The sequence below is a fragment of the Rhodopseudomonas sp. P2A-2r genome, from assembly GCF_026015985.1.
Lineage (GTDB): Bacteria > Pseudomonadota > Alphaproteobacteria > Rhizobiales > Xanthobacteraceae > Tardiphaga.
In genome coordinates this window covers 1,906,688-1,922,451 of record NZ_CP110389.1, presented here as the reverse complement: position 1 = coordinate 1,922,451, position 15,764 = coordinate 1,906,688, and the positions used below count along the sequence as shown (strand labels likewise).

At 64.0% G+C, this 15,764-nt stretch carries 11 protein-coding genes and 3 pseudogenes; 2 read left to right on the top strand and 12 right to left on the bottom strand.

The window, feature by feature from the left end; all coding sequences use genetic code 11:
* Positions 1-4: 4 nt before the first annotated feature.
* The 10 genes and pseudogenes from ONR75_RS09070 to ONR75_RS09025 all read right to left on the bottom strand — a co-directional run bounded on the left by ONR75_RS09070 (position 5) and on the right by ONR75_RS09025 (position 11,844).
* On the bottom strand, positions 5-748 hold the full coding sequence (locus ONR75_RS09070; RefSeq protein ID WP_265082294.1) for an ABC transporter ATP-binding protein: 744 nt from the start codon (positions 746-748) through the stop codon (positions 5-7).
* A complete protein-coding gene (locus ONR75_RS09065; RefSeq protein WP_265082293.1) occupies positions 745-1,743 on the bottom strand; it encodes a branched-chain amino acid ABC transporter permease in 999 nt (332 codons plus the stop codon). Before ONR75_RS09065 ends, ONR75_RS09070 begins: the two co-directional genes overlap by 4 nt.
* On the bottom strand, positions 1,740-2,615 hold the full coding sequence (locus ONR75_RS09060; RefSeq protein ID WP_265082292.1) for a branched-chain amino acid ABC transporter permease: 876 nt from the start codon (positions 2,613-2,615) through the stop codon (positions 1,740-1,742). Before ONR75_RS09060 ends, ONR75_RS09065 begins: the two co-directional genes overlap by 4 nt.
* A 209-nt stretch (positions 2,616-2,824) precedes the next feature.
* Entirely contained in the window at positions 2,825-3,964 is a 1,140-nt protein-coding gene (locus ONR75_RS09055; protein ID WP_265082291.1) for an ABC transporter substrate-binding protein, read from the bottom strand.
* A 65-nt stretch (positions 3,965-4,029) separates the two neighbouring features.
* Positions 4,030-4,917, bottom strand: coding sequence for a shikimate dehydrogenase (locus ONR75_RS09050; protein ID WP_265082290.1), 888 nt, complete (start codon positions 4,915-4,917; stop codon positions 4,030-4,032).
* A gap of 105 nt (positions 4,918-5,022) precedes the next feature.
* Positions 5,023-5,963: pseudogene (locus ONR75_RS09045) on the bottom strand (LysR family transcriptional regulator).
* A gap of 124 nt (positions 5,964-6,087) precedes the next feature.
* Positions 6,088-6,570, bottom strand: a complete 483-nt coding sequence (locus ONR75_RS09040; protein ID WP_265082289.1) for a hypothetical protein — start codon at positions 6,568-6,570, stop codon at positions 6,088-6,090.
* 57 nt (positions 6,571-6,627) lie between these two features.
* On the bottom strand, positions 6,628-9,693 hold the full coding sequence (locus ONR75_RS09035) for an efflux RND transporter permease subunit (RefSeq protein WP_265082288.1): 3,066 nt from the start codon (positions 9,691-9,693) through the stop codon (positions 6,628-6,630).
* Positions 9,690-10,766, bottom strand: coding sequence for an efflux RND transporter periplasmic adaptor subunit (locus ONR75_RS09030; protein WP_265082287.1), 1,077 nt, complete (start codon positions 10,764-10,766; stop codon positions 9,690-9,692). Before ONR75_RS09030 ends, ONR75_RS09035 begins: the two co-directional genes overlap by 4 nt.
* Positions 10,767-10,768: 2 nt before the next feature.
* A pseudogene (locus ONR75_RS09025) lies at positions 10,769-11,844 on the bottom strand (efflux RND transporter periplasmic adaptor subunit).
* A 95-nt stretch (positions 11,845-11,939) separates the two neighbouring features.
* Between ONR75_RS09025 and ONR75_RS09020 the strand changes: the two are divergent.
* Complete coding sequence (locus ONR75_RS09020) at positions 11,940-12,581, top strand: TetR/AcrR family transcriptional regulator (protein ID WP_265082286.1); 642 nt, start codon at positions 11,940-11,942, stop codon at positions 12,579-12,581.
* Positions 12,582-12,655: 74 nt separating this feature from the next.
* Positions 12,656-13,768, top strand: a complete 1,113-nt coding sequence (locus tag ONR75_RS09015) for a HoxN/HupN/NixA family nickel/cobalt transporter (protein ID WP_265082285.1) — start codon at positions 12,656-12,658, stop codon at positions 13,766-13,768.
* Between the two features lie 42 nt (positions 13,769-13,810).
* On the opposite strand, the pseudogene ONR75_RS09010 reads toward ONR75_RS09015, so the two are convergent.
* A pseudogene (locus ONR75_RS09010) lies at positions 13,811-15,113 on the bottom strand (TRAP transporter large permease).
* Positions 15,114-15,164: 51 nt separating this feature from the next.
* Positions 15,165-15,758 carry a TRAP transporter small permease subunit gene (locus ONR75_RS09005; RefSeq protein WP_265083603.1) on the bottom strand — a complete coding sequence of 198 codons (594 nt, stop codon included), beginning with the start codon at positions 15,756-15,758 and terminating at the stop codon, positions 15,165-15,167.
* Positions 15,759-15,764: the final 6 nt, after the last annotated feature.

Here is a 15,764-nt window from a genome sequence, read left to right as displayed (position 1 = left end):
GTCCTCAATGTCCGAGATAGGCTTCGATCACGGCGGGATTGGCGCGGACTTCGCTGGGCTTGCCCATGGCCAACACCTTGCCTTCGGCCATCACGATCACGCGGGTGCACAGCGACATCACGAAATCCATGTTGTGCTCGATCACCACGAAGGTCGCGCCCTTTTCGCGGTTGATCGCCGTCAACCGGTCCTTGAGGTCGGCCAGCATGGTCAGGTTGACGCCGCCAGCGGGTTCGTCGAGCAGCACCAGCCGCGGTCCGCCCATGAAGGCCATGGCGGCGTCGAGCAGCTTCTGCTGGCCGTAGGACAGGCCACCGGCCGGCTCATCCGCGAGGTGGTCGAGTTTGAAGAAGCCGATCATCTGATTGGCGGCGTCGGTCAAGCCGGCATCGGAGGGGCCGAACAGCCGCGACAGCATGCTGCCCTGATGCTCCTGACCGGCGAGGATCAGGTTTTCGCGCACCGACAGTTTGGGAAACACCTGCAGCAACTGGAAGGTACGGCTGACGCCGAGGCCGTTCAGCTCCGACGGCCGCATGCCGGTGACGACCTTGCCGTCGACCTTGACCTCGCCGCCTGACGGCGTGAGCTGGCCGAGGATACAGTTGAACAAGGTCGACTTGCCGCAGCCGTTGGGGCCGATCAGGCCGAGGATCTCGCCTTCATGGACGTCGAAGGACACGCCGTTGACCGCCGCGATGCCGCCAAAGCTCTTGCTGATGTCGCTGACTTCGAGGACCGCGGTCATGGTGCCGTTTCCAGTTTCGATTTGGCGACAGCGCGCATGGCCGAAGCGATCTTGGTGCGGCGCTCGGATATGGCGCGGTCGAGAATGCCGAGGATGCCGGTGGGCGAATAGATCAGCAGACCGATCACCGCGACGGCGTAGATCATCAGGTAGTAGCCCTGGGTGAAGCGCAGCCACTCCGGCAGCAGCACTGCGATCATCGCGCCGAGGAACGGCCCGAAGAAGAACCCGGAGCCGCCGACGATCACCATCATCAAGAGATCCAGCGACAGCGACAGGCTGAACGGCACCGGATCGACATACTGCGTCAGCGGCGCGTACAGCGTGCCGGCAACGCCGCCGAGCGCCGAGCCGATGGCAAAGGCCATCAGCGTGTAGCGACGGGTGTCGATGCCCAGCGACAGCGCCCGCACCGGGTTTTCGCGCAGCGCCACGAAGGCGCGGCCCCATGGCGAGCGGATCAGCCACCACACCATCAGCGAGACGATTCCGAGCGAGCCGAGACAGAGATAGTAAAATGGCAGCGGCCGCCGCGTCGGGAAGCCGAACACTTCCGGCCGCGGGATGTTGCTGATGCCATAGATGCCCTTGGTGAGCCAGTCCTCGTTGCGAAACACGAGGAAGGCCAGCGTCGAAAAGGCCAGCGTGACGAAGGCCAGATAATGATGCTGCACGCGCAGCGCGGGATAGCCGAGGATCCAGCCGACCGCGAAGCACAGTACGATGGCCACGCCGAGTGCGGCGATCAGCGGCAAGCCGTTCGACGTCATGATGGCCGCGGCGTAAGCGCCGATGCCGACGAACGCGCCCTGCGCCAGCGACACCTGGCCGGCATAGCCCAGCGTCAGGTTGAGGCCCATGGCGGCGATGGTCATCACTGCCCACTGGCTCAGGATGAACAGGCCGTAGCGCTGGAAATTCATCGGCACGATGATCAGCGCAGCGATGACCACGAGACCGAGCCCGATCTGCCAATATTTGCTGTTGAGGGTCATACGGTGCGCTCCTCGGGCCGGCCAAGAATGCCCTGCGGGCGGAACAGGATGATCACGATCAGCAGCACCAATGGCACCGCCGCACGATACTGGGTCGAGACGTAGGCCGCGGCGAGGTTGTCGACGACACCGATCAGCAGCCCGCCGGCGATAGCGCCGCGCACCTGGTTGAAGCCGCCGACGATGGCCGCGATGAACGCCGCCTGGCCGAGCACTTCGCCGCTGGAAAACTTTGCGAGATAGATCGGGGTGATCAGCAGCGACGCCAGCGCCACCAGGAAGGCATTGATCAGGAAGGTGTACATGATCATGCGCTCCACGGGGACGCCGACGATGCGCGCCACCGTGGGATTTTGCGCGGCAACCTGCATCTGGTGGCCGATCGAGGTGCGGTTCAGCAGCGCGGTCAGCGCGATCACCGCCACGATGGCCAGCGCCAGCACGCCGATGCTCTGCAGCGCCACCGGGCGACCGAACACCGAGACGTCACCCAACGGGACAATCGACGGAAACGGCGACGCCTCGGCGCTCCAGAACTGCTTGACCGCTTCCTTGATGCCGATCGCCAGCGCCATGGTGGCGATCGCCAGCGGCAGCACGCCATGGCGCAGCATCGGATCGACCAGCAGCAGCTTGAAGCCGAGGCCGAGCAGCAGCATCGACAGCAGGATGCCGACCAGGATCGCCAGCCAGAACGGTGCGCCGGCATGCATCACCGCCAGCATCAGGAAGGCCGGCAGCATGACGAATTCGCCCTGCGCGAAATTGATGGTCTGCGAGGTCTGCCACAGCAGCGTGAAGCCCACCGCGGCGATCGCATAGATCGCCCCGGTGGCGAGGCCAGCGACGAGAAGATCGAGAAGGTTGGACATGTGGTGGCTCCAATAGCGGCGGCGGCGTCCTTGCCTTCGCCCCGCTTGCGGGGAGAAGGTGTCTCGAACCCGCGGAGCGGGTTCGAGACGGATGAGGGGACCCTCCGCAAGTTCGGAGCGCATGGAGAGTCCCCTCACCCGACTTTCACGCGCTTCGCGCGTGCAAGTCGACCTCTCCCCGCAAGCGGGGAGAGGTTAAAACAAGCGCGTCAGTTATTCAGCTTCGGCAGCACGGCCTTGATGACCTGCTTGCCGTCAACCACTTCCGCCAGAAACCCCTGACGGTCGATATCTCCATTGGCGTCGAAGGTGACATCCATCAGGATGCCCGGCTCCTTGGCCGCGGTGATGGTCAGGCCGTGCAGGGCGTCGGCAAGCCCCTTGGGATCGACCTTGCCCATTTTCTCGGTGGCAGCCTTGATCATGTAGATCGCCAGCCAGCCCTTCATGCCGTTGTGGTCCGGCACGTAGTTGTACTTCTTGACGAACTTTTCGCGGAACGCCTTGACCAGTTCGACCGGCGCGTCGGTGGTGAGACCGACATGGGCACGGGCGCCATTGGCGGCATCGCCGGCAAGCTCGATCACCTTCTGCCCGACCAGGGTGGTCTCGCCCATCAACGGCGCGGTGATGCCCTGACGCTTGATTTCCTTGAGGACGCGTGCGCTCTCTTCTTCGTTGACGTAGACGAAGACCACGTCGGGGGCTGCCGACTTGATCTTGCTGACGTCGGCGGCGAAGTCGGCCTGGCCGGCTTCGGTGGAGAGATCGGCGGCGACCTTGATGTTGTACTTGGCGAATTCCTTGACGATGGAATCACGACCGCCCTTGCCGAAGTCGTTGTTGACCCAGACGATGGCGACCGACTTGGCCTTCAGCTCGTCGTTGATGTACTTGGCGACCTTGGGCATCGTGGACTGCTGGCCAAACGAGGTCCGGAACAGGAACTTGTTGCCGGCCTGGGTGAGTTCGGCGGCTTCGCCGCCCATGATCTGCGTGATGCCGGCTTCGGCGGCCAGCGGCGCGGTGACCTTGACCGAACCGGAATAGCCGGGCCCGAGCAGCACGTAGGGCTCGGTGTCGAGCGCCTTCTGGACCTGCGCGCGCGCGACGCCGGGATTGGACTGCGAGTCCGCGTGAGTGACTTCGAGCTTGCGGCCGAGCACGCCGCCCTTGGAATTGACTTCCTCGATCGCCAGATCGATGCCGTTCTTCCAGTTGGTGCCGACGGTGGCGCCGCCGCCGGAAAACTCGGCGACGTCCGCCAGCTTGATCGGCCCGGACTGCGCGAAGGCCGCGCCGGTCAGCATGGTCGCGAGCAGTGCGCCCGCCAGAATACGTGTTTTCATATCAAATCCTCCCTTGGTTGTGATCGTCTTTTCATTGCGAGCAGGCCTTGTGGCCGACTACGTCGTCAGGCTGCGTTGGCGGGGTACCTCTTGGCCATTACGGCGTCGAATGCAATTCCCATTTCGGTGGTAGAAGGTGCCAGACCGGTGAACAGTTCGAACGCATCGGCCGCCTGATAGATCGCGAGATCCCGTCCGGTCATGACCTTGGCGCCGACGTCCCTGGCAGCCATCAGCAGCGGCGTCCACAGCGGCGAATAGACCGCATCAGCGACCCACAACCCGGCATGCAGCAGATTGTCCGGAACCGGCGTGCCCTTGCTCGGCGTCATGCCCACAGGCGTACCGTTGACCACGCCCACCGCCCCCGTCAGCGCGTCTGCGACGCTGGCGGCAACGCGGACCGTCAGCCTGCCACCCAACTGCGCTGCGAGTTGCTCGACCTTGGCGCGGTCGGTATCGAAGATCCGGATCTCGCTGACACCGAGGTCGGCCAGCGCAAAGGCAATGGCCTTGCCGACGCCGCCGGTGCCGATCACCGCCACCGGACCGCGGCCGGAGCCTTCGACCAGCGCCTTCACCGCGCGGGCAAAGCCGGTGGTGTCGGTGTTATGCCCGGTCAGGCGACCGTCGCGCACGACCACCGTATTGACCGCGCCAATCGCTCGGGCGCCGGGCGACAGCGCGTCGAGCAGATCCAGCACCGCTTCCTTGTAGGGGAACGTGACGTTGATGCCGGAGAAGCCGAGCCGGCGAACGCCATCGAGCAGCAGCTTCAATTCGTCGCGGCCGGCGCCGGCGACCTCTATCAACTGGTAGTGGCAGCGCGCACCCAGCGCGTCTGCAGCCGCTTCGTGCATCGCCGGCGACGCCGACTGCGCGATCGGCGCGCCGAGCAGGCCGGTGAGAAAACGGCGGCCGGAAGCGGGCAGGTTTTGCGTGGACGTGGTCATGGGATCAGAGCCAGTGCTGCAGAGCGGGCAATTCGTCGGCGAACGGCGCGAGGATAGCGCCGGGGCGATTGAACACAATTACCCTGTTATGCCACAAACATAACATCATGTTATCTTTTTACGTGGCTTGGCCGGCGGGGCTTTCGCGACCTGCTTCGGCCCGACGGCGCGCATTTCAGAGCGCAGGCAGTCGATGAAGTGCTCGATATGCATCGACAACGGTGCGCCGCGCTTCACGGCGACGTAGGTGTCGAAACGGGTCGGCTCGACGATGGGCAGCACGACCACTCCGGGGTAGCCGCCATGGGCGACGGTGAACTGGTCGATCACGGCGATGCCGAGGCCCGACCTCACCAGCGCACAGACGGTCGTGCCGAAGCGCGCCCGGATGGTGATGTCGTATTTGAGCCGATAGCGCGCGAAGATCTCGGCCATGATGCGACCATAGGGGTCGTTGGGATCGATGCCGATCAGGGGATAGTGCGTGATCTCCTTTGCCGACACGTGCTTGCGGCCGGCCAGTGCGTGGCCTTCGGGCACGATGCAGAACAATTCGCCCGACGCCAGCGGCAGGAAATCCAGACCGGGGTGATCGAGGCGATAGCTCATGGCGACGCAGTCGCCGCGGCCGAGCAGGAGGTAATCGACCGCCTCCTCGATCTTCAGGATATTGATGTCGATGCGCAGCTCTGAAAACCGCCGGCGCACCCGCTCGATGGCGCGCGGCACCATCACCTGGGAGATGCTGGGCACCGAGCCGATGCGCAGTTCGGACAGCGCGCCCTGCCCGATCTTGGAGATGATCTCGGTGAGATCGTCGACCTTCTGATAGACGCCGTTGATCTGCTCGAAGATATTGTGCGCTTCCGGGGTCGGGAAATAGCGGCCGTTCTGACGCTGGAAGAAGCGAATGCCCAGCGACTTCTCGGTATATTTCACCAGCCGGCTGATGCCGGGTGCGGAGACATTCAACAGCTTCGCCGCCCCCCAATGGTCCCGGCGACCATCACGGCCCGCACGACCTCGATCTGGCGTAGCGTCATCATGAGGTGAAGCCGTCTCCTGCCGCAAAACCAGCGCTTTGTCGGATCGCGCCCGATGCGTCAAGAGTAGGCGGCTTGCAGCGAACGCACAATGCGCCCGCGTCTTCCGCCCCGGCCGGAACGCAGCCTAGTTCCGGCTCATGACGATGCTGACGTTGCGGATATCGCCTTCCGACGCGATGGAAAAATTCTGCCGGTTGCCCTTCGTCGAAACCGACAGGGTTGCCGAGAAGCCCGGAGCGTCAGCCACGGCAGAAATGGTGCCGCCGCTTTCACGCCCGACGAGACTGCCATTGATGCCGCGGCTCAGTTCGCTCCAGGAGCCCGCAATCTGTCCCTGCTCGCTAACAAGGTCGCTGTTCAGTTCGAAGCGATAGCTGTCGCTGGCGCAGCGAAGGCTCTGTTGCAGACGGGCGTCTGCGCGACCGACCTGATAGGTCGCCTTGCAACGCACCCGCTCCTTCGAACCATCGGACAGCGAAATCGTCCCTGCACCTGTCCAAGACCCCGCCATGCCCGCGAAGGGAGCAGACTGCGCGAGCGCCTGACAACCGGTGGACACGACAAAAAAGGCGACCGTCGCGAACTGAAGAGTTGATATCGTTTTCAAGGGATTGCTCCTGTGATCGGCATGCGAATGCTCTGGGGGACGGGACGGGGGCGAAGCTCAGTGGCCGTTCGGCGGCGTTTCTTCTTCAGGCCTCTTGATGCGAAACCAGGCCACATAAAGCGCGGGTAGGAACAGCAAAGTGAGGACGGTACCGACGACGATTCCACCCATCATGGCGTAGGCCATCGGCCCCCAAAACACTTCGCGGGCAATGGGTATCAGCGCCAGCGTTGCCGCCGCCGCGGTCAGCATGATCGGGCGCATGCGATGCTCTGTCGCCTCCATCACCGCCTCCCAAGGAGGACGGCCCTCCTCGCGCAAATGTTCTATCTGCACAATCAGGATCACCGAGTTGCGGATCAGGATGCCGATCAGCGCCAGCACGCCGAGAATGGCGACGAAGCCGAGCGGCGCGCCGCTCAGCAGCAGCGCCGCCACCACGCCGATCAGCGCCAGCGGCGCCACCGCAAACACCAGGAACAGGCGGTGGAAACTCTGCAACTGCAGCATTAGGATGGTGGCCATGGCGAACAGCATGATCGGCACGACGGCGACGATCGGCGCCTGGCTTTTGGCGCTCTCTTCGACGGCGCCGCCGGTCGCGACAGCATAGCCGACCGGCAACTTCGCCGTGAATGCGGCGAGCTGCGGCTTCATCTCCTCCACCACTGTGGCCGGCTGTACGGCATCGAGGATGCCGGCCTTCATGGTGATGGTCGGCTGGCGCGAGCGCCGCCAGATCGTCGGCTGCTCCAGTTCGTACCGGAACGTGGCCACCGCTGCCAATGGTACGGATGACCCGTTCGTTCCCGGCAGTTGCAGGTTGCGCAGCGTTTCCACCGAGCCGCGTTCGGAAGCGTTGGCGCGCGCCAGCACCTTCACCAGATAGATGTCGTCGCGCACCTGGGTCACGGAGGTGCCGTCGACCACGCCGTTCAGTGTCGAAGCGATGTCCTGAGAGGTGACGCCAAGCTGGCGCGCCTTGTCCTGCAGCACGTCGACCTTGACGACACGCTCCGGTTCCATCCAGTCGAAAACCACGTCGCCGAGATGCTTGTTGGCGCCGAGTACGCTCGCCAGTTGCTGGGCGAACTCGCGCACCTTGACGACCTCCGGCCCGCTCACCCGATACTGCACCGGCCGGCCGACCGGCGGTCCGATGTCGAGCAGCTTCACATAGGCGTCGGTGCCGGGAAACGTCTTCTTGAGATAGGCCTGCAACTGAACGCGCAGGCGATCGCGGACTTCGAGACCCTTGGTAACGATGATCACTTGGCCGAACGAGATGTCCGCCGGCTGCACGTCGAACGACAGCACGAAGCGCGGCGCTCCGGCGCCGACATAGGTCGACCAGTGATCGATGTCGGCGTTGCCCTTCAGCGCTTCCTGCTCGAACTGCGCCATCTGCGCGTTAGTCTCGGCAATCGAGGTATTCTGCGGCAAATTCCAGTCGACGATCAGTTCGTCGCGGTCCGACGAGGGAAAGAATTGCTGCTGCACCAGCCCCATGCCGCCCACCGACAGGGCGAACACAGCAACGGTGATGGCGATAGTCACCCAGCGCCAGCGCATGCTGAAGGCCAGCAGGCGGGAAAACGCCCGCGCAAAGCGCCCCTTCTCGGCGTGATGGTTGGGCAGCTTGTCCGGCAGCAGGGTGACGCCGAGCAGCGGCGTGAACAGCACGGCAACCACCCACGACACCACCAGCGACACTGCGATCACCACGAACAACGTGAAAGTGAACTCGCCCGCGGCGGAGTTGTTGAGCCCGATCGGTATGAAGCCGGCCACCGTGACCAGCGTCCCGGTCAGCATCGGGAACGCCGTCGAGGTGTACACATAGGTGGCGGCCTTGTGCAGGGTGTCGCCGACCTCCAGACGCGCCACCATCATTTCCACGGCGATCATCGCATCGTCGACCAGCAGACCGAGGGCGATGATCAACGCGCCCAGCGAAATCCGCTGCAGGGAGATCCCCGAATAGGCCATCACCAGGAAGGTGATTGCCAGCACCAGCGGGATCGAGATCGCCACAACCAGGCCTGCACGCATGCCGAGACTGAGGAAGCTGATCGCCAGCACGATGACGACGGCCTCGAACAATGCGCGCGTGAAGCCCGACACCGCGTGATCGACCACGAGCGGCTGGTCCGACACCAGATGGACGCCGACACCGATCGGCATATCGGCGACGATGCGGGTCATCTGCGCTTTCAGGGCTTCGCCGAATTCCAGCAGGTTGGCGCCGGCCTTCATGCCAATGGTCAGGCCGATCGCCGGCTCGCCGTTGTAGCGAAACAGCGAGGTCGGCGGATCGGCATAGCCGCGGCTAATCGTGGCAACGTCGGTGAGCGGAAAGAAACGATCGTTAACGCGCAGGTTGATGGTCTTGAGGCTTTCCTCGGAGGTGAACTGGCCACTTACGCGAACCGCAATGCGCTCCGGACCGGCCTGCAGCACGCCCGACGGCGCAATCGCATTCTGTGCCTGCAACGATGCCAGGATCGAGCGCGTGTCCAGGCCAAGGGCCGCGACCTTGCGCGTGGAGAATTCGAGGTAGATGACCTCGTCCTGTGCGCCGGTGATATCGACGCGGCCGACATTCGGCACCGTCAGCACCTTGGCACGGGCTTCCTCGACGCGGTCTCGCAATTGCCGCTGGCTGAGACCGTCGCTGGTGAAGGCGTAGATGTTGCCGTAGACGTCGCCGAAGCGGTCGTTGAAGGCGGGACCGACCACGCCCTGCGGGAAATCGCCTTTGATGTCGGCGATCATGTTGCGCACCCGCACCCAGGTCGGCTCGACGTCACGGGCCTTGGTGGTGGCAAGCAGATTGACGAAGATGGTGGTCTGGCCGGCGACGGTGAGGCTGCGGGTGAAATCCAGCGATTCCAGTTCCTCGAGCTTCTTCTCGATCCGCTCGGTGACCTGCAGGGTCATTTCCTGCGCCGATGCGCCCGGCCACTTCGCCTGAATCACCATGGTCTTGATGGTGAATGCCGGATCTTCTTCACGCCCCAGCTTGAGATACGAGAAGAAACCAGCCGCCATGAAGGCGATCATGAAGTACCAGACCAGCGAGCGGTGCTCGAGGGCCCAGTCGAACAGATTGAACGACTTCACAGTGCGCCTTCCTGACCAATGCGGACCTTCTGGCCTTCGGCCAGATGATGGACACCCGCGGTAACCACCCGCGCGCCGGCGGCGAGGCCCGCGGTCACGCGGACCCAGCCGTCGCCGTCGGGCCTGGACTGAACCTCGCGCGACGACACGGTGCCTGCGGCAGTGTCGACCAGCCAGATCCGTGTCTTGCCGTCCTTCGCGAGTATCGCCGAAGCTGGCACCCGCGGGCCGCGCTCCGGTGTGCCGGGGATCGTCGTCGTCACCGTGGTGCCGAGCCGGAATGCCTCCGGCGAATTCTCCAGCGTGATGCGGATGCGCCGGCTGCGCGTCACCGGATCGGCCTGCGGCGCGATCTCGCGCACCTTGCCCTGCGCGCTGATCGAGGGATCGAGCTGCAGCGCCACCGTGAATGGCATGCCGATCTTCAACCCGTTGGCCAGATCGTCGGAGACGTCGATGATCGCTTCGCGAATGTCCGGACGCGCGATGGTAACCACGGTCTGGCCGGGCGACACGACCTGCCCGACCTCGGCGCCGATCAGCGTGACCACGCCGCCGAAATCGGCCTTAAGCTGCGCGTAGCCAAGCTGCTCGCGCGCCTTGGTGAGATTGGCCTGGGCCCGCACCACCGCCGATTGCGCGGCCTGCCGCGCCTGTTCGATCGTATCGAAGCTGGCCTGGCTGGTGACGTTTTTCTCGAGCAGCGTGCGCTGACGCTCTTCGCTGCCGGCGGCGTTGGCGAACTGGGCCTGACTGTTGGACAGTTCCGCCGTCGCCATCCGCACCGCGAGCTCAAGGGCTGCCGGATCGATGGCCGCGAGTATCTGCCCCCGCTCGACGGTGTCGCCAATGTTGACCGGCCGGGCGATCAATCGTCCGAGCGTCCGGAAGCTGAAGTCGGTCTTGATCTTCGGCTCGATGGTACCGACGATGACCACATCGCCGGTCGCGGCGGATGAGACGATTGCCGACAGGACCGGGCGAACCGGAACCGGCGCGGCGGCCTCTTCCTTGCATCCGGCAAGCAACACGCAAAACGCAGCGGCAGCAATCAGGCGCATGGGTATCGACACGATCAGGCTCCTCCGCCGTCATAGGTCACGGTCTGGCCGGGCCGCAGCATCTTGCTGCCGTCGGTCACAACTCGCTCGCCCGGCTTCAGGCCACTGCGGATGACGAAGACTTCCTTCTCGTAGCTGTCCAAAACCACGGCTCTGAGCGACACCGTCTTGCTGGCAGGATCGACCACCCAGACAGCGGGCGCCTCGGCCAACACGGTCATCGCGCCAAAAGGCAACACGATACGCTGCACCGGGCTCCAGCTTCCTCTCCAGTCACAACGCTACCCAGCGTCATCGCCGGCGGCGTGTTCTCGATGGCGACCTTGACGCGCACCGTAGCAGTCTTGGGATCGACGGTCGGCGCCACTTCGCGCACACGGCCGATCGCCTTGACGGTCGGATCGGCCACCAGACTCAGATTGACGACATTGGTTTCGGGTTGCCGGAACAGCACGGACTCGTAGACGTCGAACACCGCGTCGCGCGGACCGTCCTGCGCCAGCGTGAAGGCCGACTGTGCCGCCTGCGCAACCTGACCGACTTCGAGATTGCGCGCGGTGATGATGCCCCCGGCGCTTGCCCGCAACTCGGTATAGGTCAGGGCCTCCTTGGAGGTACCAAGCTGCGCCTTGGCGCTCTCGAGCGAGCCTTCCGCGGTCCGCAGCCCCTGCTGCGCCTGGTCGAACGAGGCCCGCGTGGTGAAGCCGCCGGCCAGCAGCGTCTGTTGCCGCTCGTAGGTCGCCGTGGCGACGCGCAGCTGGGACTCGGCCGAGGCGACTGCGGCAGTGGCGCCGTCGAGGTCGGCTTGCTGTTCGACCGGGTCGATCCGCGCCAACACGTCGCCAGCATTCACATGCATGCCGACATCGACCAGTCGGTCGGTGACGCGCCCGCTGACGCGGAACGACAGTTCGGCGCGAACCCGGGCCTGGATGTCGCCGGTCAGCGCGATCGACACCTGCCGCGCCTGCATCTGCACGACCTCGGTCTTAACGAAGGTCGCCGGACGCGGCGGTGCAGCCCGATCGTTGCATCCGGCGAGACTGCCGGCAGCAACAAGCAGGCATACGGCATGTGACAGGTGGGACATAAGGTTCGCCAAGTTGCCTTAAAGGAGCGCCCTGTTTATTATTGACTTACGCGAAAGTCAATAATAAACAGGGCGCCATAATAATGGTCAAAGACATGAATTCACCCGTCAAGCCGCGAGCCCGCCGCAAGGCGGAACGCCCCGCCGAAATCCTCGACGCCGCCTTCGAGGAATTCGTCGAACATGGCTACGCCGCCGCGCGACTCGAGGATGTCGCTAAGCGCGCCGGGGTGACCAAGGGCACGATCTATTTCTATTTCGAAACCAAGGAGCGCGTGTTCGACGAGATGATCCGCCACGTCTCCGGCTCGCTGTTTCCGCAACTCGACAGTTTTGTGGAGCAGCTCGACGGTTCGTATGCCGAACGCCTGCGCGCGCTGCTCGCCTTCGTATATGGACGAATCGGCGAGGATCGCATCGCACGCGAGACGCTGCGCTTCCTGATTTCCGAAGGAGCGCGGTTCCCGGACCTCGTCGACCGCCACTATGACGAGTTCATGCGGCCGGTGATCTTGCAATGCCAAGCGCTGATCGAAGCGGGCGTCGCAGCCGGCCAATTTCGAAACTCGCCGGCAACCAGGTTTATTGAGCTGATCCTGAGCCCGGCGCTGCTGCTCAACGTATGGTCGCTGCTGTTTCAAGAGCGCCGCAAGATCGATTTCGCAGCATTCGTCGCGGCCAATTTCGACCTGCTCATGAATGGACTCGCGACGCCCCCGCAATCGCGCGGCGGCTGATCCACGACGGCGGCCGTTGACCCGCAGTATGAGTTCTCGATATATTCGTCATACCTTCTGGTATGGAATGCGCGATGGCGACAAGGTCCACGACGACGTCCGCCGCGCTGACGCCGTCGACATCAACTCTCCCGCTTGCAACCCGCTTTGCCCGGAGGGCATCCGGTCCGGTAATCCTCCTGTTTGCTGTGCTGATCGCGGCGAACATCGCCGCATGGCTGTGGGCGCTGGCGATTTTTCGGGACCGTCCCGCCCTGCTGGGCACGGCATTGCTGGCCTGGGTGTTCGGACTGCGCCATGCCGTGGATGCCGACCACATTGCCGCGATCGATAACGTCGTGCGCAAGCTGATGCAGCAGGGCAAACGCCCGGTCACGGTCGGGCTGTTCTTCTCGCTCGGACATTCCACCGTGGTGTTCGCCGCCGTGGTGCTGCTGGTCGCAACGGCCGCCGCGATGAAAGACGACCTCGCCACGTTCCGGAGCTACAGCGGCGCGATCGGGATTTCCGTCTCGGCGATCTTCCTGCTGCTGATCGCCATCTTCAACCTGTTCATTCTGCGCTCGGTCTGGCGCGCGTTCCGCGCCGCGCGCAACGGAACGATCGCCGCTGCCGACGACGATACAGCGCTCCCGACCGGCATCATCGGCCGGATTTTTCGTCCGCTATTCCGGGTGGTGACCAAGAGCTGGCACATGTACGGCATCGGGTTGCTGTTCGGCCTCGGCTTCGACACCGCCACGGAGATCGGCCTGCTGAGCTTTGCCGGCACGGAGGCCGTCAACGGCGTGTCGCCGTGGCATATGCTGGTTTTTCCGGCGCTGTTTACCGCCGGCATGGCGCTGGTCGACACCGCGGACAGCGCGCTGATGGTGGGCGCCTACGGCTGGGCATTCGTCAAGCCGATCCGCAAGCTGTGGTACAACCTGACGATCACCGCCGTGTCCGTCGCAGTCGCGCTGCTGATCGGCAGCATCGAGGCCCTCTCGGTGATATCCGAAAAGCTTGAACTGAGCGGCGGACTGTTTGACCGAATCAGCGCAATCAATCGCGACCTCGCCGATTTCGGCTTTGTCATCGTCGGCGTTTTCATCGGCGCCTGGATTCTGTCGGCGACGATTTACTGGCTGAAGGGCTATGACCGGATCGGCGCGACCGCAGAGCCGGCGACGCCGACGCTGGGTTGAACAGGGTCTCAGTCACCGACCGGCAGGCGCGCTCGCCGATCCCTATCCGTAGAGCATTCTCGGCAGGATGGTGACGATCCCCGGAAACAGCGTCAACAACAGCACGAAGCCGATCATGATGAGCAGATAGGGCATCGTCACGCGGGCGATGTAGGACAGTCCGTCATCGGTGAGACCCTGGATGACGAACAGGTTGAAGCCGACAGGCGGGGTAATCTGCGCCATCTCCACCGCGATCACCAGGAAAATGCCGAACCAGATCTCATCGAAGCCGGCGCCCTTCACGATCGGCAGCACGATCGGCAGCGTCATCACGATCATCGAGAAGCCATCGAGGAAGCAGCCGAGCACCAGGTAGAAGATAATCAGCACGACGATCAGCATGAACGGTGACAGGCCGAGACCCTTGACGAACGCGGCCACCGATTGCGGAATGCCGAGGAAGGCGGCGGCATTGCCGAGGATCGAGGCGCCGAGCACGATCAACGCGATCATCGAGCAGGTGACCACTGAACCGATGATCACGTCGCGCATCACCTGCTGCGTCATCGATCCCTGCGCCCAGGCGACGAGGGCCGCGCCGAGTACGCCGACCGCAGCCGCTTCCGACGGCGTCGCAAGGCCGCCATACATCGAACCGAGCACGCAGGCGATCAGGAACAGCGCCGGCGCCAGATCCTTGAGGGCGGCGAAACGTTCGCGCCAGGGCACTTGCGACAGCATCGCCTCGGGCTCCGGCACCAGGGTCTTGTCGAGGGTGGTGTGCAGCATCACCCAGCCCATGAAGGTCGCCGCCAGCAGCAGGCCCGGCAACACGCCGGCGGTAAACAGTTTCAGGATCGAGACGTCGCCGAGTACGCCATAGATGATCATGATGTTCGACGGGGAATCAGAAAGCCCAGCGTGCCCGCCCCGGCGAGCGAGCCGATCGCAATATCCCTCGAATAGCCCCGGCGCAGCAGTTCGTTGAGCGACATCCGGCCGATCACCTGTGTGGTCGCGGCTGACGAGCCGGAAATCGCAGCAAAGATCGTGCAGCCGATCACGTTGACATGCAGCAGCCGTCCCGGCAGCAGTCCCGCCCACGGTGCCAGCCCCTGAAAGAGCGATCGCGACAGCCGGGTGCGAAACAGCAGTTCGCCCATCAGGATGAACAGCGGCAGCGCCAGGAGCTCCTGCGTGGTCAGGATGTTCCAGGCATATTGCGGAAGCAGCTTGTCGAGCGGGATCGAGCGAAACATCGCCAGCAACAAGGTCGCAGTGAGAGCAAGCGTAAGCCCGATCCACAGCCCCCCGCCAGTAGCGCGAACAGGATGGCAAACAGGCTGACGACTTCGATTGTCATGGAAATTGTCTTCCGGAGCGGGAGTGGTGCTGGCAGTGATTGCCTGCCCGTTCATTCAACGGGCGTGGCCTTCATGCTGTGATCTTCGAGTGGCAGACCGAGCGTCGCCTGGATGGCCCGCGCCAGGAACTGCAGCGTCAGCAGCAGCATCCCGAAGGTGACGACGGCTTGGGGAAACCACAACGGCGTATCGCTTGACGTCGACAACTGCCCGCGCGTGAAGGCACCCCAGGCGAACTTGACCATCGCCCATGTCATAAATGCCATGAAGGCAAAACCCGCGAGCGCCGAAAGAACCTCGAGCGCGCGGCGGATCGGCGCCGGTGCGTTCTTCAGCAGGATTACCACGCGAATATGGCCGCCGACACGGAGCGTCATTGCGGCGCCGAACGTGAAAGATGCGGCCATTAGGTAGGAGGAATACTCCCAGGCAATCGAGATCGTCGGCGGGAAGAACGGCAGGAAATTCGACAGGAAGCGTGTCGCGACCTCGGCCAGCATGAGCAGCGTGAGCATTACCAGGCAGCCGCCGCCGATCCAGCCATCGAGCCGGCCGAGCCGATCGATCCCGTCGAGCAGGATCCGCAACGGCGCTGGCGCCGCTGCGTTGAGGCTGTCCGGAGCAGCCGGTAAGACAGTCGCCACGGCCAT